Consider the following 26,793-nt stretch of genomic DNA (forward strand, 5'->3'; position numbering starts at 1 on the left):
ACCAGGGCGTGGACACCCTGAGTGAGGACATATCGCCATGCGCGGCCGTCTGTTGTGGACCAGTGTGCCCGGGCCCGGTACGAGGGTGCCCGGCAGGGCAGTTCCGCCGCACGCGACGGCGGGCTGAACCGATGCGTGCCGATCGCGTCTTCGCGTCCGGCGCCGCCGCCGGCCTCCTCGCCGACCTGCTGCTCGGCGATCCACGCCGGGGGCATCCGGTCGCCGCGTTCGGGCGGGCCGCGGGAGCCGTCGAGCGGGCCCTGTGGCACGACCACCGGGGCTGGGGCGCACTGCACACCGCCGTGTGCGCGGGCGGCGCCGTCTGCCTCGCCGTGGCCGCCGAGCGTTCCCTGCGCTCCTCCCCCGTCGCCTCCGCCGTTCTGACCGCGGCCACCACCTGGGCCGTCGTCGGCGGGACCTCGCTCGGCCGTGAGGCGCGGGCCGTCGGCGGGGCGCTGGCCGCCGGGGACATCGAGGTGGCCCGGGAGCGGCTGCCGCATCTGTGCGGGCGCGACCCGCAGGCGCTGGACGCCGACGGGATCGCCCGCGCGGTGGTCGAGTCGGTCGCCGAGAACACCTCCGACGCCGTGGTGGGCGCCCTGGTGTGGGGCGCGGTCGCGGGCGTGCCCGGGCTGGTGGGGTTCCGGGCCGTCAACACGCTGGACGCCATGGTGGGGCACAAGTCGGCCCGACACCGGCGGTACGGGTGGGCCTCCGCACGGCTCGACGACGTGGTGGGGTGGCCCGGCGCCCGGCTGACCGCCGCCCTCGCCGCCGTCGCGGGGGGTGATCCACGCGGGGCCGCCACCGCCTGGCGCGCCGACGCCGCCAGGCATCCGAGTCCCAACGCCGGGCCCGTGGAGGCCTCGTTCGCGGGCGCGCTCGGGGTACGGCTCGGCGGGACGCTCTCGTACGCGGGACGGGTGGAGCACCGGCCCGTGCTCAATGGTCCGGGGCGGGCCGTGCGGGTCGGGGACATCGAGCGGGCCGTGCGGCTCTCGCGCCGCGTGAGCCTGCTCGCGATGGGCGCGAGTGCCGCCGGGCGGCTGCTCGCCACGTCAGTGCTGTCGAAGGCGAAGGGGCGTACGGCATGAACGCGGGAACGGGCGGGAGAACGGGCGGCGGGCTGCTCGTCGCCGGGACGACCTCCGACGCGGGCAAGAGCGTCGTGACCGCCGGGATCTGCCGGTGGCTGGTGCGCCGGGGTGTGAAGGTGGCGCCCTTCAAGGCCCAGAACATGTCCTTGAACTCGTTCGTCACACGCGAGGGCGCCGAGATCGGGCGCGCGCAGGCCATGCAGGCGCAGGCCGCCCGCGTGGAGCCCTCCGTGCTCATGAACCCCGTCCTGCTCAAGCCGGGTGGCGACCGCAGCAGCCAGGTCGTCCTGATGGGCAGGCCCGTGGGCGAGCTGAGCGCGCGCGGCTACCACGGCGGTCGCCAGGAGGCGTTGCTCGGCACCGTGCTGGACTGCCTGGCCGAGTTGCGGGGCACGTATGACGCGGTGATCTGTGAGGGGGCGGGCAGTCCCGCCGAGATCAATCTGCGGCGCACCGACATCGTGAACATGGGGATCGCGCGCAACGCCCGGCTGCCCGTGCTCGTGGTCGGGGACATCGACCGCGGCGGGGTCTTCGCCTCGTTCTTCGGGACGGTGGCGCTGCTGTCGCGCGAGGACCAGGAGCTGGTCGCCGGGTTCCTCGTCAACAAGTTCCGCGGGGACGTCTCGCTGCTCGAACCCGGCGTCGACATGCTGCGCGGGCTCACCGGGCGGCACACCTACGGCATTCTGCCCTTCCGGCACGGGCTCGGCATCGACGAGGAGGACGGGCTCAGGGTGTCCCTGCGGGGGGCGGTGCGCGAGTCCGAGGTCTCCTCCCCCGTCGGCGAGGACATCCTGCGCGTCGCCGTCTGCGCGGTCCCGCTGATGTCCAACTTCACGGACCTGGACGCCCTCGCCGCCGAACCGGGCGTCGTCGTACGGTTCGTGGACCGCGCCGAGGAACTGGTGGACGCCGACCTGGTCGTCGTACCCGGCACCCGGGGCACGGTCCGGGCCCTGGAGTGGCTGCGGCGGCGCGGCCTCGCGGACGCCCTGGTGCGCAGGGCCGCCGAAGGGCGCCCGGTGCTGGGCATCTGCGGCGGCTTCCAGCTCCTCGGCGAACACATCGAGGACGAGGTCGAGTCGAGGGCCGGCGCCGTCGACGGCCTCGGACTCCTCCCCGTACGCGTGCGGTTCGCACGGGAGAAGACCCTCACCCGGCCCGTCGGCGAGGCGCTCGGCGAACCCGTCCAGGGGTACGAGATCCATCACGGAGTAGCCCAAGTGACGGGCGGTGAGCCCTTCCTGGACGGCTGCCGGGTCGGCGCGGTCTGGGGGACGCACTGGCACGGCTCGCTGGAGTCGGACGGCTTCCGGCGTGCCTTCCTGCGCGAGGTGGCGGCAGCGGCGGGGCGGCGCTTCGTACCGGCCGCCGACACCTCGTTCGAGGGGCTGCGCGAGGAGCAGCTCGACCGGCTGGGCGACCTGATCGAGGAACACGCGGACACGGACGCGCTGTGGCGGCTCATCGAGTCCGGCGCACCGGCCGGACTGCCTTTCATCCCACCGGGGGCGCCCGTATGAGCGTGCGCGAAGCCCGCCTGGGCCACGAAGTCGAAGTCCGTATGGGCTATTTGGAGGACGACAACCAGTGAGTACCCCGTTTCCGTTCACGGCCGTGGTCGGTCAGGACGACCTGCGGCTGGCCCTGCTGCTGAACGCCGTCTCCCCCGCGGTGGGCGGTGTGCTCGTCCGCGGTGAGAAGGGCACCGCCAAGTCCACGGCCGTGCGCGCGCTGTCGGCGCTCATGCCGCAGGTGGACGTCGTCCCCGGCTGCCGTTTCTCCTGCGCGCCGCACGCCCCCGATCCGGCCTGCCCGGACGGCCCCCACGAGGTGGGCCCGGGTGTGCCGCGTCCCGCGCGGATGGTCGAACTGCCCGTCGGCGCCTCCGAGGACCGCCTGGTCGGCGCGCTCGACATCGAACGGGCGCTCGCGGAGGGCGTGAAGGCCTTCGAGCCCGGCCTGCTGGCCGACGCCCACCGCGGACTCCTGTACGTGGACGAGGTCAACCTCCTCCACGACCACCTGGTCGACCTGCTGCTCGACGCGGCGGCGATGGGTGCCTCGTACGTGGAGCGCGAGGGCGTCTCCGTACGGCATGCCGCGCGGTTCCTGCTGGTCGGGACCATGAACCCCGAAGAGGGCGAGCTGCGGCCGCAGTTGCTCGACCGGTTCGGGCTGACCGTCGAGGTGGCGGCCTCGCGCGAACCCGACCAGCGGGTGGAGGTCGTGCGGCGGCGGCTCGCGTACGACGACGACCCGGAGGGGTTCGCGACGCGCTGGGCCGACGAGGAGTCCGACGTACGGGCGCGGATCGTGGCCGCGCGGGAGCTGCTGCCGTCCGTGCGGCTCGGCGACGGCGCGCTGCGCCAGATCGCGGCGACCTGCGCCGCGTTCGAGGTGGACGGTATGCGGGCCGACATCGTGATGGCCAGGACCGCGACGGCGCTGGCCGCGTGGGCGGGGCGGACCGACGTGCTCGCCGAGGACGTGCGGCAGGCCGCGCTCCTCGCCCTGCCGCACCGGCGGCGGCGCAATCCCTTCGACGCGCCCGGCCTCGACGAGGACAAGCTCGACGAGACGCTGGAGGAGTTCGCGGGCGACGAGAACGGCTCAGGGCATCCCAGTGAGTCCGGTGACTCCGGCGACTCCGGCGACTCCGGCGATGACGATCCGGATCCGGACGGGCCCGGTGGCGGTGGCGGGCGGCCTCCGCAGGACGGGCCCGACGACGGGGGCGACAGTGACAGCGGTGACGGTTCCGGGGAGGTGCCCGCGCAGGGCGAGGCTCCCGCGAACGAGTCCGAGCACGGCGGGGCGCCGTCCCCCGGCGCGGGCGAGCAGTCCCCCGTACGGGCCGCCGAGCCCTTCCGTACGAAGATGCTGAGCGTGCCGGGGCTGGGCGAGGGGGCCGCCGGGCGGCGCTCGCGGGCCCGGACCGAGCACGGGCGCACCACCGGGGCGCGCCGACCGCGCGGGGCGCTCACCAAGCTGCATCTGGCCGCGACCGTCCAGGCCGCGGCGCCCCATCAGCGGGCACGCGGACGGTCCGGGCCCGGCCTCGTCGTACGCCGTGACGATCTGCGGCAGGCCACCCGGGAGGGCCGCGAGGGGAACCTCGTGCTGTTCGTCGTGGACGCGTCCGGGTCGATGGCGGCCCGGCAGCGGATGAGCGCCGTCAAGGGAGCCGTGCTGTCCCTGATCCTCGACGCCTACCAGCGGCGGGACAAGGTGGGGCTGGTGACCTTCCGGGGGTCCGCGGCCGAGGTGGCGCTGCCTCCCACGTCGTCGGTCGACGCGGCGGCGGTACGGCTGGAGTCGCTGCCCACCGGCGGCCGTACACCGCTCGCGGCCGGGCTGCTGCGGGCCCACGACGTGCTGCGGGTGGAGCGGTTGCGGGATCCGGCCCGGCGCGCGCTGGTCGTCCTGGTGACCGACGGGCGGGCGACCGGCGGCCCGGAACCGGTGGCGCTCGCCGGGCGGGCCGCCCGGCTGTTCGCCGCGGAGGGGATCGCGTCCGTCGTCGTCGACTGCGAGTCGGGCCTCGTACGGCTCGGGCTGGCGGGGCAGCTCGCGGGCGACCTCGGCGGTACGGCCGTGACGCTCGACGAGCTGCGGGCCGACTCGATCGCGGGGCTGGTCAGGGACGTACAGGGCAGCAAGCAGGGCAACGGCAGGAAGGCCGCGTAATGCCTCAGGGACAGCCGAGTGTCGTGCCGGACGACGGGCTGACGACCCGTCAGCGACGGAACCGGGCGCTCGTCATGGTGCACACCGGAATGGGGAAGGGAAAGTCCACCGCCGCCTTCGGGCTCGCGCTGCGCGCCTGGAACCAGGGGTGGCCGATCGGGGTGTTCCAGTTCGTCAAGTCCGCGAAGTGGAAGGTCGGCGAGGAGAACGCGCTGCGCGTCCTCGGCGCCAGCGGTGAGGGCGGGTCCGTCGACTGGCACAAGATGGGCGAGGGCTGGTCGTGGGTGCAGCGCGACGCCCAGCAGGACAACGAGGAGAAGGCCCGGGAGGGCTGGGAGCAGGTCAAGCGGGACCTCGCCGCCGAGACGTACAAGCTGTACGTGCTCGACGAGTTCGCCTACCCGATGCACTGGGGCTGGGTCGACGTCGACGAGGTGGTGGAGGTGCTGCGGGGCCGTACCGGGACCCAGCACGTCGTCATCACCGGGCGCAACGCGCCCGAGAAGCTGGTCGAGTTCGCCGATCTGGTGACCGACATGTCCAAGGTGAAGCATCCGATGGACGCCGGGCAGAAGGGGCAGAGGGGCATCGAGTGGTGACGTCCCACGGCTCCGCCCCGGGAGCGTCCGGCTTCGATTCCAGCTCCGGGTCCGGGTCGGGGTCCAGCTCCGGGTCAGGGTCCGGGTCCGTTCCTCGGCTGGTGATCGCCGCGCCCGCTTCCGGGAGCGGCAAGACCACCGTGGCCACGGGGCTGATGGCCGCGTTCGCCTCGCGGGGGCTCGCCGTGTCCCCGCACAAGGTGGGGCCGGACTACATCGATCCCGGGTACCACTCGCTCGCCAGCGGGCGCGTGGGACGCAACCTCGACTCCTACATGTGCGGACCCGAGTTGATCGCGCCGCTGTTCGCCCATGGGGCGCGCGGGTGTGATCTCGCCGTGGTCGAGGGCGTGATGGGGCTGTTCGACGGGGCTTCCGGGGAGGGCGAACTGGCCTCCACCGCCCACGTGGCGAAGTTGCTGCGGGCGCCCGTGGTGCTGGTCGTGGACGCGTCCTCGCAGTCACGGTCGGTGGCCGCGCTCGTGCACGGGTTCGCCTCCTGGGATCCCGCGGTGCGGATCGGCGGGGTGATTCTCAACAAGGTCGCGTCCGACCGGCACGAGGCGCTGCTGCGGGAGGCGATGGATCAGTCCGGGGTGCCGGTGCTGGGCGCTCTGCGGCGGGCCGAGGAGGTGGGTACGCCGTCCCGGCATCTGGGGCTGGTGCCTGTTGCCGAGCGGCGGGCCGAGGCCGTTGCCGCTGTCGCGGCGATGGGGGCGCGGGTGCGGGCGGGGTGTGATCTGGAGGCGTTGTTCGCGCTCGCGCGCAGTGCGGGGGAATTGGGGGGTGGGGCCTGGGACGCGGGTGAGGTGCTGGGTTTCTCGCCCCCGCCGCCCCTTCCCGTTCCCGACCACGCAGGGGGGCTGCGTCCCCTTGCCCCCCGGATCGCGCTTCGCGCTCGTCCTCAAACGCCGGACGGGCTGAAATCGCCGGACGGGCTGAGAGGGAGAAGTGCTCCCGTTGTCGCTCTCGCCGGTGGGGCCGCCTTCACCTTTTCCTATGCCGAGCACGCCGAGTTGCTGGCTGCGGCCGGGGCCGAGGTTGTCGCGTTCGATCCGTTGCGGGACGAGCAGTTGCCTGACGGGACCCGTGGGCTGGTCCTCGGGGGTGGGTTTCCCGAGGTGTTCGGGCCGGAGCTGTCCGCCAACGAGCCGCTGCGCAAGGCCGTGGCCGCGCTCGCCGAGAGCGGGGCGCCGATCGCGGCCGAGTGCGCGGGGCTGCTCTACCTCTCCCGAGAGCTCGACGGGCTGCCCATGTGCGGGGTCATCGACGCCGAGGCCCGGATGGACGCGCGGCTGACGCTCGGGTACCGCGACGCCGTCGCGGTGTCCGACAGCTCGCTGGCCGAGGCGGGCACCCGGATGCGGGGGCACGAGTTCCACCGGACCGTCGTCGAACCGGGGGCCGGGGATGCCGCCGCCTGGGGGATGCGCACTCCGGTGCGGCGGTTGGAGGGCTTCGTGCAACGGGGTGTGCACGCGAGCTATCTGCACACGCACTGGGCGGGCTCGCCGGGTGTCGCCCGGCGCTTCGTGGAGAGGTGTTCCGGGAGCGTGGGCGGTGCCGGGAGTGCCGGGTCATGAGACCGGCTCCCGGTGCTCGGGGGCCGGTCTGCCGTGGTTCACTCCGCGATGCCGACGACCAGCCAGATGAAGGCCACTCCGGCGAGCGTGCAGAGCAGGGTGGAGCGGGCGGGGTGATCGTGGTGCGCCTCGGGCAGGATCTCGGCGGCGGCCAGGTAGAGGAGCGCGCCGCCGAAGAAGCCGAGGTATCCGCCGAGCAGATGCTCGGGAAGGGTGAAGAGCATCGTCGAGGCCGCGCCGAGCACCGGGGCCGCGGCGTCCGCGACGAGCATCGCGACCGCCTTGCGGCGGGCGTTCCCGTACAGGGTCGTGATCGTGTACGTGTTGAAGCCGTCCGCGAAGTCGTGGGCGATCACCGCGACCGCCACGGCCGCTCCCATGCCGCCGCCCACCTGGAAGGCCGCGCCGATCGCCACGCCGTCCATGGCACTGTGGCCGACCATCGCGGCGGCGGCGGTCAGGCCCACCTGGGGTGTCCGCCCGTCGTGTTCCCCGCCGCCGTGCGAGGCCTGGCGCACGGCGAGCAGCCGTTCCACCATATGGGCCCCCAGGAAGCCGCCCACGAACAGCAGGAGCGCGGCCGGGACGCCGAAGATCTCCTCGCCCGCCGCGTCGAGTGCCTCCGGCAGCAGGTCGAGGCCGACGACGCCCAGCATCAGGCCGCCGGCCAGGCCGAGTACCAGGTGGCGGCGGTCGGTGACGCGTTGCGCCGTCCAGCCGCCGGCCAGCGTCATGAGGAACGCGCCGAGCGCGACGAACACCGCCATACGCCCTTGCTATCCGATCAACCCGCCTTCACGCACCTTCGCCGCACTCCGGATGCCTCCCGGCTTGCCCGGCCGACCCTGCTTGCCCGGCCGGCCCGGCTCGCATCCCTCCCGGGAAGACCGCCGTCCCTCGTCGTCGGCGTGGGGGCCCGCAGGGGCGTAACGGCCGAGGAGGTGCTCGGGCTCGTCGAGGGCGCCCTGCGCGAGGCCGGGCTGGCCGCGCGGTCCGTCGCCGAGCTCGCGACCGTCGACACGAAGGCCGGTGAGCCCGGGATCCTCGGCGCGGCCGAGCGGCTCGGGGTGCCCCTGGTGACGTACAGCGCCGAGGAGCTGGCGCGGGTCGGCGTGCCGAACCCCTCGGCCGCGCCGCTCACCGCCGTCGGTACGCCGTCGGTCGCCGAGGCCGCGGCCCTCGCCAGGGGCGGTGAGCTGCTCGTCCCCAAGCGCCGGTCGGCCGCGCGTCCGTCACGGGCGACCTGCGCGGTCGTACGCCTCACGGGGCACGGGGTGCCCGAGATGAGTGGGGACGCGACGGCGACCCGCGAGGCCACCGGTCGTAGGGTGGCGCAGCGCGGCCACCGTCGACGGGAGGAGCCCGAGTGAGCCACCACACCCGTCAGGCACTCGTCGTCTCCTGGCCCGCCCGCCGTCGACGCCCGCCCTGGCAGCCCTTGCTGACCCCCCACCCCGTTCCGTATCCCCGGGAGACATCGTGACCACCCCCGCCCCCACCCCCGCTCCAGCCCTGCTTCTCGTCGGCCATGGCACCCGGGACGACGCCGGAGCCGAGGCGTTCCGCGACTTCGTACGGGAGCTGGGCCGGCGCAACCCCGGCCTGCCCGTGGCGGGCGGTTTCATCGGGCTCTCCCCGCCGTCGCTCGGCGACGCGGTGGCCGGGCTGGCCGCCCAGGGGGTGCGCCGGTTCGCCGCGGTCCCGATGACGCTCGGGCCCGCCGGACCCGCCGAGGGCGAGCTCACGGCCGGGCTCGCCCGTGAACTGGCACGGCATCCGGGGACCTCGTACACGTACGGGCGTCCGCCGGGTCCGGACCCCGCGCTGCTCGCCGTGCTGGAGCGGCGGCTCGACGAAACGCTGGGCGGGGCGGTGCGCACGCCCCGGGACCGGGCCGAGGTGACCGTGCTGCTCGTCGGCCGCGGCTCGACCGACCCGGCGGCCAACGCGGAGGTGCACAGGGCGGCGCGGCTGCTGTGGGAGGGGAACGGTTACGCGGGTGTGGAGACGGCGTTCGTGTCGCTGGCCGCGCCGGACGTGCCGTCGGGCCTGGAGCGCTGTGTGAAGCTCGGCGCGCGGCGGATCGTGGTGCTGCCCTACTTCCTGTTCACCGGCACGCTCCCGGAGCGGATCCGGCAGGAGAGCGAGGGGTGGGCGACGGCTCGTCCGGAGGTCGAGGTGCTCCGGGCCGATGTCATCGGGCCGGCGCCCGAACTGTTCGGCCTGGTGATGGAGCGGTACCGGGAGACGCCGGCGGGCGACGAGGGCCGGGACCACGGACACAGACCGCACGAGGGCGGTCCCGACCGCGGTCTCCGCCTCGATCGCGTTTCCTCTCATGCGCACTGACAGCGGCGGGAGAGGCGGCTCCGGTTCCTGGGGCGGCGGGCACGATCTGCGGCATCACGGGGACGCCGAGGTGCGCGACGACGGCTCCGCGCTCGTCGACCTCGCCGTGAACGTGCGTGCCGGTACTCCCCCGGAGTGGCTGCGGGGCCGTATCGCCGAGGCGCTGGGCGGGCTGGCCGCCTACCCGGACGGGCGGGCCGCGCGGGCCGCGGTGGCGGCACGGCACGGGCTGCCCGTGGAACGGGTGCTGCTCACGGCCGGGGCGGCCGAGGCCTTCGTGCTGCTCGCGCGTTCGCTGAAGGTCCGTCACCCCGTGGTCGTGCACCCGCAGTTCACCGAGCCGGAGGCGGCGCTGCGGGACGCGGGGCACACGGTGGACCGGGTGCTGCTCCGTCCCGAGGAGGGTTTCCGGCTGGATCCGGCGGCCGTTCCCGAGGACGCGGACCTGGTCGTGATCGGCAACCCGACGAATCCGACGTCCGTGCTCCATCCGGCCGGGTCGATCGCGGAACTCGCGTGTCCTGGGCGGACGTTGGTGGTCGACGAGGCGTTCATGGACGCGGTGCCGGAGGAACGGGAGGCGCTCGCGGGGCGGACCGACCTGCCGGGGCTCGTGGTGCTGCGCAGCCTCACCAAGACGTGGGGGCTGGCGGGGCTGCGGATCGGGTACGTGCTCGCGGCGCCCGAGACGGTCGTCGAGCTCGAACGGGCGCAGCCGTTGTGGCCGGTGTCCACGCCCGCGTTGGCCGCCGCCGAGGCGTGCATGACGCCGGAGGCGCTCGCCGAGCAGGCGGTGGCGGCTTTGCGGGTGGCCACGGACCGGGCGCATCTGGTCGCGGGGCTGCGGGAGTTCGCGTCCGACGGGGTGCGGGTGGCGGAGCCTGCGGAGGGGCCGTTCGTGCTGGTCTCGCTGCCGGGGGCGGGGGCCGTGCGGGAGCGGTTGCGGCGGTTGGGGTTCGCGGTGCGGCGGGGGGACACGTTTCCTGGTCTTGACGGGACGTGGTTGCGGCTGGCGGTGCGGGATCGTCGGACGGTGAACCGTTTCCTCCAGGCGCTGGACCAGGCGCTGAGCCTTCGGGGTGCGTGACGCCCCTGAGAAGGTCGGGCCCGACGGCCGGTCGGATGGTGCGGGTCGGCCGGCGCTGGGTGCGCAGTTCACCGCGCCCCTTGGGGAGTTGGGGCGCGGGCCTGTGAGGTGGTGCGGGTCGGTCGGGGGTGCCGTGCGCAGTTCCCCGCGCCCCTTTTCAGGGGCGCGGGGAACTGCGCGAACCGCCGTCGCACCAGGGGCGCGGAGTCAGCGCCTGCGGCGGCGGGTCAGCGCCAGCGTTCCCGCGCCTGCGGCGAGCAGCGCGCCCGCCCCCGCCGCGACATACGGCGTCGCCGACCCGCCGCCGGTCTCGGCGAGCCCCGGCTCCTCCGCGGCGGCCCCCTGCGGCGTCACCCCGGGCTCGGCCCCGGCAGGGGCCTCGCAGGTGGCCTCCGCCAGAGTGACCGTTCCTTCGACCTCCGCCACGTTCAGCTTCAGCGGGTTCACGGACACCTTGAGCCGCAGCGCCGTCGCCGCCGCCGTACGGGACGTGGTCCTGGTCGACGACAGGTCCAGGCGGACCTCACCGACACCCGGCACCTTCACCTCCGTCACCCCGCCGGAGGTCAGCGTGGTCCTCTTGCCGAGCACCGTCACCGCACCCAGCGGATTCGCCGAGGCGACGGGCTTCTTTCCCGCCGCGCAGACCGCCTTCGCGGTGACCTGATCGACCTCGATGAGGGACAGCAGCGGCAGCCCGGGGACGTGCACCTTGGCGTGGGCGAGGTGCACCGACCCCTCGGCCTTCGCCGCCGAGACGGTCGCGGCGGCTCTCGCGACCTCCGCGCCGAGCACGGTGAACGGCCGGCCGCCGCCGACCCCGTCCAGCTTCGCGCTGAGCGTGGTCTTCTCGGCGCTGCGCGGCGCCCGCACGTCGTTGAGCGAGACCGCGAGCGGGACGTTCACGGTCCTGTTGAGCAGGGACACGTCGAGTCCGGTACGGAGCACGACGGCCCCGGCCCGGCCGTGCTCGTCGGTCGCATGGGCCGGGCCCGCGCCGGCCAGGACCGCTGGACCCGCGGCCAGGGAGACGGCGGTCGCGAAGGCGGCCAGCCGGTGTGCGGGCATGCGGAAAGTGGTGCTGTTCATGGTGGTGGGACCCCCACGGGAGACAGAACGGGAAGAGACGACGCCGCGGAACGCTCCGCTCGCAGGGACATGCGGGGAGCGTCCGGCGGCGTCGATGACGGGAATCCTTACGCACGGAGAGTGAACAGTCAGCGAGCTGACGGGAGTTCACCCGTACGTGGGCTTTCCGCGCACCTCTTCGATTCATCCTGCACGTACGTTCCTCAGGGCCACCCGGATCACCGAACTGGCTGGAAAGCGCCCCTCCACGCGCCGGAGTGCGGGCAGTGGAGCGGGGCGGAGGGCCGGCAGAACGCGCGCCGCGCGGACCGGCGTACGGTCACTCTCCGTCAGCGTACGACCCTGCCGTCCAGCACCACCCGCCGCGGCGCCGCCAGGACCCGTACGTCCGTCCTCGGATCCTGCTCGTACACGACGAGGTCGGCCGGAGCCCCTTCCTCGAGACCGGGCCGCCCCAGCCACGCCCGGGCACCCCATGCGGTGGCCGAAAGCGCTTCGAGGGGCGGGAGGCCGGCCGTCACCAGTTCGGCGACCTCCGCCGCCACCAGTCCGTGCGGAAGCGTGCCGCCCGCGTCGGTGCCGACGAAGACGGGGATCCCGGCGTCGTACGCGGCGCGCACGGTGTCGTAACGGCGCTCGTGCAGCCGCCGCATATGGGCCGACCACCGCGGGAACTTGGTCTCGCCCCCGTCCGCGAGGTGCGGGAACGTGGCGATGTTCACAAGGGTCGGGACGATCGCGACGCCGCGCTCGGCGAAGAGCGGGATCGTGTCCTCGGTCAGGCCGGTGGCGTGTTCGACGCAGTCGATGCCCGCCTCGACGAGGTCCCGCAGGGAGTCCTCGGCGAAGCAGTGCGCGGTGACGCGGGCGCCGAGCCGGTGGGCCTCGGCGATCGCCGCCTCGACGGCGTCGCGGGGCCAGCAGGCGCCGAGGTCGCCCGTGCCGCGGTCGATCCAGTCGCCCACCAGCTTCACCCAGCCGTCGCCGCGCCGGGCCTCCCGGGCCACGTACGCGACGAGGTCCGCCGGCTCGATCTCGTGCGCGAAGCCGCGGATGTAGCGGCGGGTACGGGCGATGTGGCGGCCCGCTCTGATGATCTTCGGGAGGTCGTCGCGGTCGTCCACCCAGCGGGTGTCCGCGGGTGAGCCGGCGTCGCGGATGAGCAGGGTGCCCGCCTCGCGGTCGGCCAGGGCCTGCTTCTCCGACTCGTCGTCGGCGACGGCGCCGTGCGGGCCGAGGCCTACGTGGCAGTGGGCGTCGACCAGTCCCGGGAGGGTCCAGCCGTCGATCGTGCGCACGTCCCGCGCGGCCTCGGCGCGGGGGCGGTCGTAGGTGACCTTGCCGTCGACGACCCAGAGTTCGTCCCGGGCGTCGTCGGGGGCGACCAGCACCCGGCCCTTCACGTGCAGTACCACCGACTGATCGCTCATGAACGGCAGCCTAGTTCTTTGCCGCCGCCCAAAGGACTGCGCCGTTCCCCGCGCCCCTGAGGACAGGGGCGCGGGGAACGGCGCAGTCCTTCAGGGGCGCGGCGTGTCCTCCACGTCCGCCATCGCCGGGTCCAGCAGGCGGGAGAGGAAGTGGCGGGTCCGGTCGTGGGTCGGGGAGCCGATCACCTGGGCCGGCGGGCCCTGCTCCACGATCACGCCGCCGTCCATGAAGACGACCCGGTCGGCGACCTCGCGCGCGAAGGACATCTCGTGGGTGACGACCATCATCGTCATGCCCTCGTCGGCGAGCATGCGCATCACGGCCAGGACGTCCCCGACCAGTTCCGGGTCGAGCGCCGAGGTGGGCTCGTCGAAGAGCATCACCTGCGGGCCCATGGCGAGCGCGCGGGCGATGGCGACACGCTGCTGCTGGCCGCCCGAGAGCGAGGCGGGGTAGGCGGTCGCCTTCTCGGAGAGTCCGACCCGCCGCAGGTTCTCGACGGCGACCTTCGCCGCCTCCTCCTTGTCGCGGCCCAGCACCCGGCGCTGCGGCAGCGTCAGGTTGTCGGTCACCGTCAGGTGCGGGAAGAGGTTGAACTGCTGGAAGACCATGCCGATCCGGCGGCGTACGGCATCGATGTCGACGTCCGGGTCGGTGATCTCGGTGCCGCCCACGAAGACCTGCCCCCGGGTGGGCTCTTCGAGGAGGTTCACGCAGCGCAGCAGGGTCGACTTGCCGGAGCCGGAGGGGCCGATGACGCACACGACCTCGCCGGAGGCGACCTCCAGGTCGATGCCGCGCAGCACCTCGTTGTCCCCGAACGACTTGTGCAGCCCGCGGACCTGGATCTCGGGGGCGGGGTTCGCGGTACTCACTTGGTGGCCTCCCCGGCCTTCGCCTCAAGGCGGCGTACGACGAAACCGAGCGGGATCGTGACCAGCAGATAGCACAGGCCCGCCACCAGGATCGGCGTCGAGTTGGCGGTCTCGCTGGCCAGGTCGCGGCCGAACTTGGACAGTTCGCGCTCCTCCAGGGTGACCCCGAGGAACAGCACCAGCGAGGAGTCCTTGAAGAGGAGGACCAACTCGTTGGTGAGCGGGGGGATCACGATCCGGAACGCCTGCGGAATGATGATGGAGACCATGGCCCGCGCGTGCGAGAAGCCCAGCGAACGGGCCGCCTCCATCTGCCCCTTGGGAACGGCCTGGATGCCGGCGCGGATCGTCTCCGCCATGTACGCGGCGGCCACCAGGCCGAGCGCGAGCGCGACCTTGCCGTACGTGCCGCCGGGGATCTCCGTGCCGGGGAACGCCAGCGGCACGGCGACACCCACGAAGATGAAGATCAGCAGAGCGGGCAGCCCGCGGAAGATCTCGATGTAGATGCCGGCCAGCCAGCGGTACGGGCCGACCGAGGAGAGCCGCATCAGGGCGACGAGCACACCGAGGGCGAGACCGAAGACGAAGCCGGACACCGTGTAGAGGACGGTGTTCTTCAGGGCCAGCGTGATGATGTCCGGGAACATCCGCTCGGCGAGGTCGACCTGGGCGAACTGGTTCCGCAGCTGTCCCCAGTCGGCCGTGAACCCGAGGGCGACCAGCGCGGCGACGAACACCGCGTACTGGACGCCCCGGGACACGGTGCGCTTCTGGCTCCTGGTCAGACCGCGCCGGCGGGGCTGGACCCGGGTGTCGGTCTCCGTCATGAGGAGGCGGAGGGCGAGGCGGAGGCGGCGCTCTCGTCGTAGGGGCCGATCCACTTCTCGTACAGCTTCTTGTACGTGCCGTCGGACTTCGCGTCCGCCAGTGCCTTGTTCACGGCTTCGAGGAGCTTGGTGTTGCCCTTCTTCATCGTGAAGCCGTACTCCTCACCGGTGTTGATGTTGTCGGCGACCTCGAAGGCGGCGGCGTTGGCCTTGTCCTTGAGCCAGCCCTGGAGGACCGGGTAGTCGATGACGACGGCCTTGACCTGGCCGGTGCGCAGACCGTTGAGGAGGGCGTCCGAGGACTCGAAGGAGACCGGGTTCAGTCCCTTGCTCTTCGCGAACTCCTCGCCGGTGGTCTGCGCCTGCGCGCCGACCTTCTTGCCCTTGAGGTCAGCGAGGGAGGAGATGCCGCTCTTCTTGTCGGCCAGGATGCCCTGGGTGGCCTCGAAGTACGGGTCGGAGAAGTCGACGTTCTTCTTGCGCTCGTCGGTGATCGTCATACCGGCCGCGGCGAGGTCGCACTGGCCGGAGTTGAGGGACCCGCCGGTCTTGAAGTTCTCGAACGGCTGGTCGAGGATCTGCTGCTTCACGCCCAGGTCCTTGGCGACCAGGTCGACCAGCGACACGTCGAAGCCCTGGACCTTGCCGTCGATCTCCGACTGGAACGGCGGGTACGGCAGGTGCGTGCAGGTGGTGAGCTGTCCGCCCTTGACGAGCTCGACCCCGTTCGCGGTGGTCTTCTTGCCCCCGTCGTCGTCCGAGGAGCAGCCGGACACGAGCAGCAGCCCGGCCGTCGCGGTGGTGGCGGCCAGAATGCGGGTTCGGCGCCCGGGGACCATCTTCACGGGGGTGACCTCCTGTGGGGAAACTGTGACTGCTAATTATAAGGATTGGTTTGAGGCTCTCAAACCAATCCCATGGCCGTGGGGCCGTCCGGCCTCGGAAGTCGTCGGTGGGCGACTGCTGGGACGGCGGTTACGCTCGTTGCTGCCTACCCAGTGAGTGACCAGAGCAACGTGAGCGTCGTGAGCAACGTGAGTGAAGAGAGCAACGCCGTGACCCATCCCCTCCTGGACCTGACGCCGCTGAGCGCCGAGCGTTTCGCGGCGATCGAGGACCGCGTGACGCGGCTGCTCTCCACCGAGCAGGACGTCGTGATCATGCAGGGCGAGGCGCTGCTTCCGCTGGAAGGGGCGATCCGCGGCGCGGCCGGTCCCGGCACGACGGCCCTCAACGTGATCACCGGCCCGTACGGGCAGACGTTCGGCGACTGGCTGCGGGACTGCGGCGCGACCGTGTACGACCTGGCCGTCCCCTTCCACACGGCGGTCACGGCCGATCAGATCCGCGACGCCCTCGCCGAGCACCCCGAGATCGACTTCGTCTCCCTGGTGCACGCGGAGGCGGCCACCGGGAACACCAATCCGGTCGCGGAGATCGGCGAGGTCGTACGGGCGCACGGCGCCCTCTTCTACCTGGACGCGGTGGCCTCGGTCGGCGCGGAGCCGGTGCTGCCGGACGCGTGGGGCGTGGACCTGTGCGTGATCGGGGCACAGAAGGCGATGGGCGGGCCCGCGGGGGTCTCGGCGGTGTCCGTGAGCGAGCGGGCGTGGGCGCGGATGGCCGCGAACCCGGCCGCGCCGCGGCGGTCCTACCTCTCCCTCCTGGACTGGAAGCAGCGGTGGGTCGACGCCGGGCGCAAGGTTCTTCTCCACGCGCCGGCGCAGCTGGAGATGCTGGCACTGGAGGCGTGTGTGGACCGTATCGAGGCGGAGGGCCTGGAGACGGTGATGGCGCGGCACGCGGCGGCTGCGGCGGCGACGCGGGCGGGGGCGCTCGCGCTGGGCGTCGGGCTTGAGCCGTACGTGTATGAGGCGTCGAACGCGGCGCCGGTCGCCACGACGTTGCGGGTCCCCGTGGGGGTGGACGCCTCGGAAGTGGTGGCCGCCGCGTTGGCCGTCGACCCCTCGCTCCCGCTCGTCGCGGGTGGGGGTGCGCTGGCGTCGTCGATGATCCGGGTCAACCACTACGGGCCTGCGGCCGACCCTGTCGTGGCCGGGGCCTGCCTCACCGCGCTGCGCACGGTGCTGGCGGCGACCACCTGAGCATCGACGCCGGCTGCGGCCCCGGCGGGGGCCGTTCGCGCAGATCCCCGCGCCCCTGAAAGCCACAAGCAGAAAGACTGCGCCGTTCCCCGCGTCCCTGGTGGGACGCGGGGAATACGTTGCGCTTCTTGAATGTTCATGCATTCAGCTGAGCCGGTCGTCTGGTCGAGGGAGAGTTCGAGTCATGCGCGTCGAGATCTGGAGCGACATCGCCTGCCCGTGGTGCTACGTGGGCAAGGCCCGCTTCGAGAAGGCCCTCACCGCCTTCCCGCACCGCGACGCCGTCGAGGTCGTACACCGCTCCTTCGAGCTCGACCCGCACCGCGCCAAGGACGACATCCAGCCCGTCATCCCCATGCTCACCAAGAAGTACGGCATGAGCGAGGCCCAGGCCCAGGCCGGCGAGGAGAACCTCGGCACCCAGGCCGCCGCCGAAGGGCTGGACTACCGCACCCGCGACCGCGACCACGGCAGCACCTTCGACATGCACCGGCTCCTGCACCTCGCCAAGGAGCGGGGCCGCCAGGACGAGCTGATCCAGCACCTGTACAAGGCGAACTTCGCCGAGGAGCGTTCCGTCTTCGGCGACGACGAGCGGCTCGTGGAGCTGGCGGTCGACGCCGGACTCGACGCGGACGAGGCCCGCAAGGTGCTCGCCGACCCGGCCGCGTACGCCGACGAGGTCCGCGCCGACGAGCGCGAGGCCGCCGAGCTGGGCGCGAACGGCGTGCCGTTCTTCGTCCTGGACCGCAAGTACGGCGTCTCCGGCGCCCAGCCCGCCGAGGTCTTCGCGCAGGCACTGGAGCAGGCGTGGGCCAGCCACTCCCCGCTCAAGCTGATCCAGCCGGACGGCAAGGGCGACGCCGAGGCCTGCGGTCCGGACGGCTGCGCGGTGCCCCAGCAGCACTGACCACACCGCTGAACCGGGCCTCTCACCTGGACATATAAGCGTTCCTTCGCGGAACCGCTTAAAAGAACGCAATGGACGGGGAGGTCTCCGCGCCGCAGAGTGGTCGCATGGAGACCTTCGAGAGCCTCGTCCGTTCCGAGTTCGCCCCGAAGAACACCTATCTGAACACCGCCAGTACCGGGCTGCTCCCGGCCCGCGCGGTGGCGGCCATGCGCGCCGGCATCGAGTCCGTGGCGGCCGGCCGGCCGCAGGACATGTTCGCCGACGTGGAGGCGGCCCGTGCCTCCTTCGCGCGGCTCGTCGGCGTTCCGGACAGCCGGGTCGCGGCCGGGGCGTCGGTCGCCGTCTACACCGCGCTGATCGCCGCCTCGCTGCCCGAGGGCGCCGAAGTCCTCACCGCCGAGGGCGACTTCACCTCCGTGGTGAACCCCTTCCATGTACGCCGCGGGCTCAAGGTGCGCTCGGTGCCGCTGGAGCGGATCGCCGAGTCGGTGCGCCCCGGCACCGCGCTCGTCGCGGTGAGTGCCGCGCAGTCCGCGGACGGCCGGATCGCGGACCTGCCGGCGCTGCGCGAGGCCGCCCGCGCCCACGGCGCCCGTACGTACATCGACGCGTCCCAGGCGGCCGGATGGCTGCCGGTCGACGCGGACGCGTACGACTATGTCTCCTCCGTCGCCTTCAAGTGGCTCGTCTGCCCGCGGGGCGTGGCCTTCCTCGTCGTCCCGGAGGACTTCGGAGGGCTCGATCCCGTCTTCGCGGGCTGGGTGGCGGGAGAGAACCCCTGGGACAGCTGCTACGGGCCGGTAGAGGAACTCGCCCACTCGGCGCGGCGGTTCGACGAGAGTCCCAGCCTCTTCTCGTACGCGGGCGCCCGCCACTCCCTGGAACTGGTCGAGAAGCTGGGCGTGGAGACCGTACGCGCCCATGACCTCGGCCTCGCCGACCGCTTCCGGGCAGGTCTCGCCCCGCTGGGGCACGAGCCGGTCCCGGCACCGGGGTCGGCGATCGTCTCCGTGCCCGGACTCGGTCACCGGCAGCCGGAGCTGAGCCGGGCGGGGATCGAGGTGTCCGACCGCGCGGGCCATCTGAGGGCCGCCTTCCACCTGTACAACGTGCCCGCGGATGTCGACCGTCTGCTGGAGGTCCTGTCCGGATGAGCCCCCGGGCCACTGGCGCGCGGCCCACGGGACCGCTAGGAAGGGCACCACGAGGTGGTGGTGCCGGTGGAGCCAACTCTCCACACGTCCGAACGGCCGTCCGCGGATGCGGAGTTGCACCGGCGGCTGGTGTACGGCGAGGAGACCGCGCTGGCCGAGGCGTACGCGGCGTACGGCGGCCTGGTCCGGCGCGTCGCGGTCCGGGTCACGCGCAGCGCGGTGGCCGCCGAGGACGTGGCGCAGGAGGTCTTCGCCCAGCTGTGGAGCAGGCCGTACGCGTTCGACCCCGACCGGGGCTCGATGCGTACCTGGCTGTCCCTGCTCGCGCACCGGCGGGCCGTGGACTGGGTGCGCAGCGAGGCACGGCACCGCAAGGAAGCGCGTGCGGACGACTCGGCGCTGCACTCCATCCCGGACTCCGGGCCGGGGCCCGACGAGGCGTTCGTCGACCGCGAACGCTCGCTCCTGCTGCACTCCGCGCTCGCCGAACTCCCCGAGCCCCAGCGGGAGGTGGTCCTCCTCGCCTACTTCGCGGGCCGCACCTACCGCCAGGCGGCCGTCGAGCTGGGTATCCCGGAGGGCACGGCCAAGACCCGATTACGGTCGGCGTTGCGCAAGTTGGCCGTGTCGTTGGGCGACCCGTCGGATCCGGCGTGGGAAAGGGGCGCATGATGGCGCCAGGGAAAGAAGGCCTCCGGTGAGCGACGACCACGACGGCGTGCCCGAACTGCTGGCCGCCTGGGCCTTCGGCGCGCTGCAGCCCGCGGACGAGAGGGCCGTGCCGCTGCATCTGGCCGGGTGCGAGAGCTGCGCCGCGGAGGCGGAGCGGCTGCGGGAGACGGTACGGCTGCTGGACGGGCCTCCGGGGGCACCGGAGCAGGCCGCCGTGCACAACGGTGCCGCCCTGCCGGACGGCGTGCTCGCCGCGGCCCGGCGGGCGCGGCCCACCGCGCCGCGCGTCGCCGCGCACGCCGCCCCGTACGCGGCGGCGGTCACCGGGCTCACCGCTCTGCTGCGCGAGGTGGACGGCCGCCGGCCGTGGGGCACTCCCGTGGTGCACGACTGGGATGTCCGGGACACGGTCGGTCATCTGATCGCCGCCGACGAGGAGTTGGCCCGGCTGCTCGGCGTGTCCGCGGACGGCGCGGCGGCGGACGTTCCGGCCTCCCGGGGCGGGCCGGACCTGCCGTGGGAGGAGGCCTGGGAGGCCAGGACCGCCGACATGATCGCGTACCAGCGGACGCGCTCCCCCGAGGAGACGGTGGCCGCGTGGGCGGCGCAGAGTTCGGCGCTGCTGGCGACGCCCGAGGCCCGGGATCCCGAACGGGCCTCGCACGCCACGACGATGCTGGGCGTACGGCTGCCGGTGGCCGACCATTTCCTGGGGCGCGCCTTCGAGACCTGGATCCACACGGTGGACATCGGCCGCGCCCTCGGGCTCGCCGTGCCGCCGCCGGTCGAGGCCCACCTCGGGCAGATGGTCCGGCTGGCCGTCCGGATGCTCGGTCTGGCGCTGGGGCCGACGGCGCCGCCGGTGCTGTTCGCCGTGACGGGCGTCGAGGGCGATCTCCAGTGGGTGCTCGGCTCCGAGGGCGAGCCGGTCCGGGGTGAACTGGCCCTGCGGGCCGTGGACTTCTGCCTGCTGGTGGGAGGACGCCACACACCCGCCTCGATCCCCCGCGGTGTGGAGGGCGACGAGAACGCCGTACGCGCCGTACTGGAACAGGCGGCGGCGCTGGCCTGGCTCTAGACCCTGGGCCCGCTGCCTGCGCGAGGCCCGGCGCGGACCGGGTCTCAGGGCCCGCCCGTCAGCGCAGAGCTCGGTGCCGACCGGGTCTCAGAGCCCGTCGGCGCGGGGCCCCGCGCCGGGCAGGGTCTCAGGGCCTGTCACCGCCGGTCGGGCCGGCCGGGCAGTCGGTGGTCTCCGTGCACAGGTTCGCCTCGACGCGTGCGAGGAGTCCGGCGAGCTGCTCGCGCTCGTCGGTGCTCAGCCCGGCGAGGGTGTGTTCCTCCAGGCCCGTCCAGACCCGGGTGACCTCGTCGTGCAGGCCGCAGCTGTCCTCCGTCGCCTCGACGAGGACCGCGCGGCCGTCCCTGGGGTCGGGGCGGCGGCGGACGTGTCCCGCCTGCTCCAGCCGCTGGAGCATCTTCGTGACCGTCGACGGATCGAGCTCGACCGCCTTGATCAGCTCCGACTGGCGCACCGCGCCCGCGTCCCACAGGTGCATCATCACGAACTCCTGGCCGGGGTAGAGCCCGGCCCCGCGCAGCAGCCTGCCCGCCGCGGCCCGGTGCATCCGGGCCACCCGGGAGATGGCGTAGCTGACCTGTCCGCCGCACGCCGCGGAGGGCGCCTCCTCGGTACAGGCGGGGTCGGCCTGAGAGGTTGCGACCTCTTGGGTGGCACTCATCCTGGCTCCTGGTTCCGCGCGTGTTCGTATCGGCCAAGCTTTTCACGGGACAAAACTTGGCCGACCAAGGAATGGGTTACGGTGGCCCCTTGTTCCAATCTTTGGCCGACCATATACATTCCCCGCACTCTTCCCAGGAGCAGCCGTGACCACCGCATACGACCCCATCGACCTGTCCGGCACACCGCTCGCCAACCGCATCGTCATGGCGCCGATGACCCGCAGCCGGGCCGGCGCCGGCGGAGCGCCGACCGATACCGTCGTCGAGTACTACACGCAGCGGGCCTCCGCCGGCCTGATCGTCACCGAGGGCACCCAGCCGTCCGTGGTGGGCCAGGGTTACCCGGACACCCCGGGGCTGCACAGTGCCGAGCAGATCGCGGCCTGGCGCAAGGTGACCGACGCCGTGCACGCCGCGGGCGGCCGGATCTTCGCGCAGCTCATGCACGCGGGCCGGATCGGCCACCCCAGCCTGCTGCCCGACGGGCTCGTCAACGTCGGCGCCTCGCCCGTACGGGCCGAGGGCCAGGTCTACACCCATGAGGGCCCCCTCGACTTCGTCACCCCGCGCGAGCTGACCGGCGACGAGGTCCGCGCCACCATCGGCGAGTTCGCGAGCGCCGCCCGGAACGCGATCGAGGCCGGCTTCGACGGTGTCGAGCTGCACGGCGCCAACGGCTATCTGATCCACCAGTTCCTGGCCCCGGGCTCCAACCTCCGCACCGACGAGTGGGGCGGCCCGGCCGAGAACCGCGTCCGGTTCGCGGTCGAGACCGTCAAGGCCGTCGCCGCGGAGATCGGCGCGGGGCGCACGGCCATCCGCCTCTCCCCCGGCAACCCGTACAACGACATCCGGGAGCCCGAGCCGGAGGCGGCGTACACCGCGCTGGTGGACGCGCTGGAGCCGCTGGGTCTGGCCTATCTGCACATCACCGAGGTGGGCGAGATCCGTGAGCTGACGCTCGCGCTGCGCAAGCGGTTCAGCGGCACGTTCATCCTGAACCCGGCGACCGAGGGGCCGACCGGCCCCGAGTCCCTGGCCCTGGTCGAGGACGGCACCGCCGACCTGGTCGCGTACGGCCAGCTGTTCCTGGCCAACCCGGACCTGCCCGCCCGGCTGAAGGCCGGCGGCCCCGTCAACGAGGCCGACCCGGCGACGTTCTTCGGCGGGGACGCGAAGGGCTACACCGACTACCCGGCGCTGTAGTCGCGCCAGGCACGGCGATCGGCCCGGTGTCCGACTCACGTGAGTCGGACACCGGGCCGATCGCCGTCAGGCGTACGTCACCTCACCCGCGGGTCACTTCACCGGGGTGAAGTCCGTCGACCCGATGAACTCCGGTCGGCGTACCGGCGCCGCGAACGGCTCCACCGCCGCGTTCTCCACGCTGTTGAACACGATGAAGACGTTCGAGCGCGGGAACGGCGTGATGTTGTCGCCCGAACCGTGCATGCAGTTGCAGTCGAACCAGGTCGCCGATCCCGCCCGGCCCGTGAAGAGCTTGATGCCGTGCTGCGAGGCGAATTTGGTGAGCGCCTCGTCGGAGGGCGTGCCCGCGTCCTGCATCTGCAGCGACTTCTTGTAGTTGTCCTTCGGCGTGGCTCCGGAACAGCCGAGGAACGTGTGGTGCGACCCCGGCATGATCATGAGGCCGCCGTTGGTGTCGTGGTTCTCGGTCAGCGCGATCGAGACGGACACCGTGCGCATGTTCGGCAGGCCGTCCTCGGCGTGCCAGGTCTCGAAGTCCGAGTGCCAGTAGAAGCCGCTGGCGCCGAATCCGGGCTTGACGTTGATCCGCGACTGGTGCACGTACACGTCGGAGCCGAGGATCTGCCGGGCGCGGCCGACCACTCGCTCGTCGCGCACCAGCTGGGCGAAGATCTCACTGGTCTTGTGGACCTCGAAGACCGAGCGGATCTCCTGCGACTGCGGCTCGATGATGGAGCGCTCGTCCGCGCGGACCGCCGGGTCGGTGACCATGCGCTCCAACTCGGCCCGGTAGAGCGCCACTTCCTCGTCGTCGATGAGCTGCTCGACGGCGAGGAAGCCGTCGCGCTCGTACCCCTGGAGGTCGGCCGCCGGGATCGGACCCGGCGCGCCCGGCTCGCTCCACACGACCGGGTCCTGCCGGGGTACGGACACCTCACTGGTGCCGCGGCTGGGGTACAGGTCGGTGACGGTGGTCATCGTTCAGACCTCCTCGGGCTCGGTCAGCAGGGGGTAGACACCGTTCTCGTCGTGGTCCTCCCGTCCGGTCACCGGCGGATTGAAGACACAGATGCAGCGGAAGTCCTCCTTGATCCGCATCGTGTGCCTCTCGTGGCCGTCGAGGAGGTAGGTGGTGCCCGGCGTGATCGTGTACTTCTTGCCGGTCTCGTCGTCGGTGAGTTCGGCCTCGCCCTCCACGCAGACGACGGCCTCGATGTGGTTCGCGTACCACATCGACGTCTCCGTACCCGCGTACAGGATCGTCTCGTGCACCGAGAAGCCGACGCGCTCCTTCGCGAGGACGACGCGCTTGCTCTCCCAGGTGCCCGACGCCGACTTCACGTGTCGGTCAGTGCCTTCGATCTCCTTGAACGAACGGACTATCACGGTGGTACGAAGCCTCCTTCAGGCTGGTGTGCAGGGGGATGTGGTGGTTCAGGCCGTCTCGCGGACGGCCCGGGCGAGGGTACGCAGGCCCTCGTCCAGCTCGTCGGGCGTGATGGTGAGCGCGGGGAGGAGTTTCACGACCTCGCTCTCCGGGCCCGACGTCTCGATCAGCAGGCCGAGCTCGAAGGCGCGGTGCGCCACCCGGCCCGCGCGCTCCTTGTCGTGGAACTCCATGCCCCACACGAGGCCCCGGCCGCGGTACTCCTTCACGTCGGCGAGGTTCTCCTCGGTGATGGAGATGAGCGCCTGCTCGACCTGCTCCCCTCGGGTGCGGGTCTGCTTCTCCATGGCGGGCCCGTCGGACCAGTACGTCTGCAGAGCGGCGGCGGCCGTCACGAAGGCGGGGTTGTTGCCGCGGAACGTGCCGTTGTGCTCACCCGGCTCCCAGATGTCCAGGTCGGGCTTGAACAGGCACAGGGACATGGGCAGCCCGTAGCCGCTGATGGACTTGGAGACGGTCACGATGTCGGGCACGATCCCCGACTCCTCGAAGGAGAAGAAGGCGCCGGTCCGGCCGCAGCCCATCTGGATGTCGTCGACGATCAGCAGCATGTCCTGGCGCTCGCACAGCTCGGCCAGCGCGCGCAGCCACTCGACGCGGGCGACGTTGATGCCGCCCTCGCCCTGCACGGACTCGACGATCACGGCGGCGGGCTTGTTCAGGCCCGAGCCCTGGTCCTCGAGGAGGCGCTCGAACCAGAGGAAGTCCGGCACCTGGCCGTCGAAGTAGTTGTCGAACGGCATCGGCGTACCGTGCACGAGCGGGATGCCGGCGCCGGCCCGCTTGAAGGCGTTGCCGGTCACGGCGAGCGAGCCGAGCGACATGCCGTGGAAGGCGTTGGTGAACGACACGATGGACTCGCGGCCCTTGACCTTGCGGGCCAGCTTCAGCGCCGCCTCGACGGCGTTGGTGCCCGTCGGGCCGGGGAACATCACCTTGTACGGCAGGTCGCGCGGGCGCAGCACCAGGTTCTGGAACGACTCCAGGAAGCCGCGCTTCGCGGTCGTCGACATGTCGAGACCGTGGGTGACGCCGTCACGTTCCAGGTAGTCGATCAAGGCCCGTTTCAGTACCGGGTTGTTGTGTCCGTAGTTGAGTGAGCCGGCTCCCGCGAAGAAGTCGAGGTACTCGTGGCCGTCCTCGTCGTACATGCGGCTGCCCTGCGCGCGGTCGAAGACGGTGGGCCAGCTGCGGCAGTAGCTGCGGACCTCCGACTCCAGGGTTTCGAAGACGCTCAGGTCGGGCTGGGTGATGGTCACAGTGGTGCTCCTCGTGCGTGGGGGGGTGTTCAGAACGACAGGGGACCGATGCGGTACAGCACTTCTGGGTCGTGCGGGCCGTCGGGGAACTGCCCTGTGTCGAACAGGACCTCACGCTCGACGCTCGCGCCGTGGCGCGCCGCGTAGGAGGTGAACAGCCGCTCGGATGCGGTGTTGCCCGGGGAGATCGTGGTCTCCATGGAGGTCAGCTCGTGCCGGTCGGCGACCTGGCGCGTCAGGCCGTCCAGGAGCGCGGCGGCCAGACCGCGGCCACGCTGGGCCGCGTCGACGGCCACCTGCCACACGAGAAGCGTGTGGGGGCGCTCGGGCCGGATGTAACCGGTGACGAAGGCGACGGGATCGCCGTCGGCCTTACGCGCCACCGCGGAGGTGCCGGCGAAGTCACGGCACCACAGCAGGTAGCTGTAGGAGGAGTTCAGGTCGAGGGTCCCGGAGTCCTTGGCAATGCGCCAGAGTGCGGCTCCGTCGTCCACGCGCGGACGGTCGATCAGCAACCCTTCTGGCATTTCCAGGAATTCCGCTTGCAGGTCTGCTTGTGCGGCGGTCATGTTGATTGAATTTACCCAGCAAAAATCGAAATTGCATCGCCGAGTGGGGTTACACAAGCAGCCCGCGTGTGTTATCACGCGGGCGCGCCCCGCGCGTGGAGCCAACAAAAAGTGCCGCTTTGTCCAGTAAATACCAGGACAAAGCGGCGCGGTTGTGTATTGCGTCACAAGGGCTTAACCGCCGCGAGACCTGCCCGAATTACGAGACGAGACTTCTCGAAACTGGGGTGTTTAGGCTCCGAGAAATCGGGCAGAAGCTAATGGAAAACCCTGGGAAGATAAAAGCACAATAAGGCTCGCATTCACAGTGGCCCCTCGAATGGGGAGGCCCGGAAATCAGCGACCGTCCCTCAGGTCCGCCGGCCACTCGGAGCGGAACTCCATGTGGTCGTACGTGACCACACAGCCCTCGCCCATGGGTGACTGGGTCATGAAGCCGACGAGGGCGGCCCCGGTCTCCTTCTCCTCGCCCAGCGTGAAGAGCCGGACGAAGGTCCAGCGCTCGCCGTCCTTCGAGGCGTGGAAGGCGAAGGCGCGGCCGGTGCGGCTGATCCGGAGCCAGACGGAGCTGCCGTCGACGGTGAAGGAGTTCGCGTCGTCGGAGTGGCCGCGGGTGACGACCGTGCACACGGTGGGCACGTCCGGGGAGTTCTCCAGGCAGAGCTTGGCCCAGGCCCGCTCGCCCACGTGCGCGTAGAGGACGCCGGCGTCGAAGGCCCCGGCGAAGCCGACCGTGACACGGGCGATGAGCTGGAAGTCCCCCTCGGGCGCCCCCAGCAGCCGGGGCGCGTCCGACGCGGGGTCCAGCCCCTCGTCGGTGGGCGGCACGAACCGGTCCTGCCGGGCACCGGCCCAGCCGGTGAGCACGCCGTCCTCGTACGACCAGTGCCCGTCGGGCCCGTACGACCGAAGCGAAAAGGGAAGTTCAGGAATTTTCACGTCCATCCACAGAGTCTGCCAGCTCCCCCACCCTCGGGGCGGCCCCTTCGGGGGCGCGGGGAACGGCGCAGTCTTTTTGCTTCTAGGGGCGCGGGGAACGGCGCAGCCTGTTGCTCTTGGGGGCGCGGGGAACGGCGCGATCTTTGCGCCTGA

Annotated in this window: 25 protein-coding genes and 1 pseudogene; 14 read left to right on the top strand and 12 right to left on the bottom strand. The window is 72.2% G+C overall.

The window, feature by feature from the left end:
• The first annotated feature begins 131 nt into the window (after positions 1-131).
• The 5 genes from K3769_RS07780 to K3769_RS07800 all read left to right on the top strand — a co-directional run bounded on the left by K3769_RS07780 (position 132) and on the right by K3769_RS07800 (position 6,972).
• Complete coding sequence (locus K3769_RS07780; RefSeq protein WP_267025701.1) at positions 132-1,094, top strand: cobalamin biosynthesis protein; 963 nt, start codon at positions 132-134, stop codon at positions 1,092-1,094.
• Entirely contained in the window at positions 1,091-2,623 is a 1,533-nt protein-coding gene (locus K3769_RS07785; RefSeq protein ID WP_267025702.1) for a cobyric acid synthase, read from the top strand. The genes K3769_RS07780 and K3769_RS07785 overlap by 4 nt, the downstream gene beginning before the upstream one ends.
• 67 nt (positions 2,624-2,690) lie before the next feature.
• Positions 2,691-4,790 (top strand): putative cobaltochelatase, encoded by a 2,100-nt coding sequence (locus K3769_RS07790; protein WP_267025703.1) that lies wholly within the window; start codon positions 2,691-2,693, stop codon positions 4,788-4,790.
• Positions 4,790-5,389, top strand: coding sequence for a cob(I)yrinic acid a,c-diamide adenosyltransferase (cobO, locus tag K3769_RS07795; protein WP_267025704.1), 600 nt, complete (start codon positions 4,790-4,792; stop codon positions 5,387-5,389). The genes K3769_RS07790 and cobO overlap by 1 nt, the downstream gene beginning before the upstream one ends.
• Positions 5,390-5,490: 101 nt before the next feature.
• A complete protein-coding gene (locus K3769_RS07800; protein ID WP_372514884.1) occupies positions 5,491-6,972 on the top strand; it encodes a cobyrinic acid a,c-diamide synthase CobB in 1,482 nt (493 codons plus the stop codon).
• 38 nt (positions 6,973-7,010) lie between these two features.
• Here the strand turns inward: K3769_RS07800 and K3769_RS07805 are convergent, their stop codons facing one another.
• Complete coding sequence (locus K3769_RS07805; protein WP_267025705.1) at positions 7,011-7,739, bottom strand: ZIP family metal transporter; 729 nt, start codon at positions 7,737-7,739, stop codon at positions 7,011-7,013.
• Between the two features lie 117 nt (positions 7,740-7,856).
• Between K3769_RS07805 and K3769_RS07810 the strand changes: the two are divergent.
• From K3769_RS07810 to cobC, 3 genes and pseudogenes are all read left to right on the top strand, one after another.
• Positions 7,857-8,246: pseudogene (locus tag K3769_RS07810) on the top strand (cobalamin biosynthesis protein); the annotation flags it as partial.
• 205 nt (positions 8,247-8,451) lie between these two features.
• A complete protein-coding gene (locus K3769_RS07815; protein WP_267025706.1) occupies positions 8,452-9,321 on the top strand; it encodes a sirohydrochlorin chelatase in 870 nt (289 codons plus the stop codon).
• The gene (gene cobC / locus K3769_RS07820) at positions 9,311-10,408 is read left to right on the top strand and encodes an Rv2231c family histidinol phosphate aminotransferase CobC (protein ID WP_267025707.1); all 1,098 of its coding nucleotides are present in this window, start codon (positions 9,311-9,313) and stop codon (positions 10,406-10,408) included. Before K3769_RS07815 ends, cobC begins: the two co-directional genes overlap by 11 nt.
• Positions 10,409-10,615: 207 nt before the next feature.
• Here the strand turns inward: cobC and K3769_RS07825 are convergent, their stop codons facing one another.
• The 5 genes from K3769_RS07825 to K3769_RS07845 all read right to left on the bottom strand — a co-directional run bounded on the left by K3769_RS07825 (position 10,616) and on the right by K3769_RS07845 (position 15,478).
• Positions 10,616-11,497 (bottom strand): SCO1860 family LAETG-anchored protein, encoded by an 882-nt coding sequence (locus K3769_RS07825; protein ID WP_267025708.1) that lies wholly within the window; start codon positions 11,495-11,497, stop codon positions 10,616-10,618.
• A 329-nt stretch (positions 11,498-11,826) separates the two neighbouring features.
• Positions 11,827-12,927 carry an amidohydrolase family protein gene (locus K3769_RS07830; protein ID WP_267025709.1) on the bottom strand — a complete coding sequence of 367 codons (1,101 nt, stop codon included), beginning with the start codon at positions 12,925-12,927 and terminating at the stop codon, positions 11,827-11,829.
• Between the two features lie 90 nt (positions 12,928-13,017).
• On the bottom strand, positions 13,018-13,803 hold the full coding sequence (locus K3769_RS07835; RefSeq protein ID WP_267025710.1) for an amino acid ABC transporter ATP-binding protein: 786 nt from the start codon (positions 13,801-13,803) through the stop codon (positions 13,018-13,020).
• Positions 13,800-14,633, bottom strand: a complete 834-nt coding sequence (locus K3769_RS07840; protein ID WP_267025711.1) for an amino acid ABC transporter permease — start codon at positions 14,631-14,633, stop codon at positions 13,800-13,802. Before K3769_RS07840 ends, K3769_RS07835 begins: the two co-directional genes overlap by 4 nt.
• Positions 14,630-15,478 carry an ABC transporter substrate-binding protein gene (locus K3769_RS07845; RefSeq protein ID WP_267025712.1) on the bottom strand — a complete coding sequence of 283 codons (849 nt, stop codon included), beginning with the start codon at positions 15,476-15,478 and terminating at the stop codon, positions 14,630-14,632. Before K3769_RS07845 ends, K3769_RS07840 begins: the two co-directional genes overlap by 4 nt.
• Positions 15,479-15,688: 210 nt before the next feature.
• Here K3769_RS07845 and K3769_RS07850 point away from each other — a divergent pair, with 210 nt between their 5' ends.
• The 5 genes from K3769_RS07850 to K3769_RS07870 all read left to right on the top strand — a co-directional run bounded on the left by K3769_RS07850 (position 15,689) and on the right by K3769_RS07870 (position 20,555).
• On the top strand, positions 15,689-16,738 hold the full coding sequence (locus tag K3769_RS07850) for a pyridoxal-phosphate-dependent aminotransferase family protein (protein WP_267031282.1): 1,050 nt from the start codon (positions 15,689-15,691) through the stop codon (positions 16,736-16,738).
• A gap of 184 nt (positions 16,739-16,922) precedes the next feature.
• Entirely contained in the window at positions 16,923-17,648 is a 726-nt protein-coding gene (locus K3769_RS07855) for a DsbA family oxidoreductase (RefSeq protein ID WP_267025713.1), read from the top strand.
• Between the two features lie 107 nt (positions 17,649-17,755).
• A complete protein-coding gene (locus K3769_RS07860) occupies positions 17,756-18,805 on the top strand; it encodes an aminotransferase class V-fold PLP-dependent enzyme (RefSeq protein ID WP_267025714.1) in 1,050 nt (349 codons plus the stop codon).
• Positions 18,806-18,859: 54 nt separating this feature from the next.
• Positions 18,860-19,477 (top strand): RNA polymerase sigma factor, encoded by a 618-nt coding sequence (locus tag K3769_RS07865; RefSeq protein WP_267025715.1) that lies wholly within the window; start codon positions 18,860-18,862, stop codon positions 19,475-19,477.
• A 25-nt stretch (positions 19,478-19,502) separates the two neighbouring features.
• Positions 19,503-20,555 (top strand): maleylpyruvate isomerase family mycothiol-dependent enzyme, encoded by a 1,053-nt coding sequence (locus tag K3769_RS07870; protein ID WP_267025716.1) that lies wholly within the window; start codon positions 19,503-19,505, stop codon positions 20,553-20,555.
• 127 nt (positions 20,556-20,682) lie between these two features.
• Here the strand turns inward: K3769_RS07870 and K3769_RS07875 are convergent, their stop codons facing one another.
• Positions 20,683-21,216 carry a MarR family winged helix-turn-helix transcriptional regulator gene (locus K3769_RS07875; RefSeq protein WP_267025717.1) on the bottom strand — a complete coding sequence of 178 codons (534 nt, stop codon included), beginning with the start codon at positions 21,214-21,216 and terminating at the stop codon, positions 20,683-20,685.
• Between the two features lie 145 nt (positions 21,217-21,361).
• Between K3769_RS07875 and K3769_RS07880 the strand changes: the two genes are divergently transcribed.
• The gene (locus tag K3769_RS07880) at positions 21,362-22,423 is read left to right on the top strand and encodes an alkene reductase (RefSeq protein ID WP_267025718.1); all 1,062 of its coding nucleotides are present in this window, start codon (positions 21,362-21,364) and stop codon (positions 22,421-22,423) included.
• 93 nt (positions 22,424-22,516) lie between these two features.
• Here the strand turns inward: K3769_RS07880 and thpD are convergent, their stop codons facing one another.
• From thpD to K3769_RS07905, 5 genes are all read right to left on the bottom strand, one after another.
• A complete protein-coding gene (thpD, locus tag K3769_RS07885; RefSeq protein ID WP_267025719.1) occupies positions 22,517-23,404 on the bottom strand; it encodes an ectoine hydroxylase in 888 nt (295 codons plus the stop codon).
• 3 nt (positions 23,405-23,407) lie between these two features.
• Positions 23,408-23,812 (bottom strand): ectoine synthase, encoded by a 405-nt coding sequence (locus tag K3769_RS07890; protein ID WP_107017720.1) that lies wholly within the window; start codon positions 23,810-23,812, stop codon positions 23,408-23,410.
• Positions 23,813-23,860: 48 nt separating this feature from the next.
• On the bottom strand, positions 23,861-25,132 hold the full coding sequence (gene ectB / locus K3769_RS07895) for a diaminobutyrate--2-oxoglutarate transaminase (protein ID WP_267025720.1): 1,272 nt from the start codon (positions 25,130-25,132) through the stop codon (positions 23,861-23,863).
• 29 nt (positions 25,133-25,161) lie between these two features.
• Entirely contained in the window at positions 25,162-25,701 is a 540-nt protein-coding gene (ectA, locus tag K3769_RS07900) for a diaminobutyrate acetyltransferase (protein WP_267025721.1), read from the bottom strand.
• Positions 25,702-26,037: 336 nt separating this feature from the next.
• Complete coding sequence (locus K3769_RS07905; RefSeq protein ID WP_267025722.1) at positions 26,038-26,646, bottom strand: DUF1349 domain-containing protein; 609 nt, start codon at positions 26,644-26,646, stop codon at positions 26,038-26,040.
• Positions 26,647-26,793: the final 147 nt, after the last annotated feature.

The sequence above is a fragment of the Streptomyces ortus genome, from assembly GCF_026341275.1.
In the GTDB taxonomy this organism is placed as follows: Bacteria; Actinomycetota; Actinomycetes; order Streptomycetales; family Streptomycetaceae; genus Streptomyces; species Streptomyces ortus.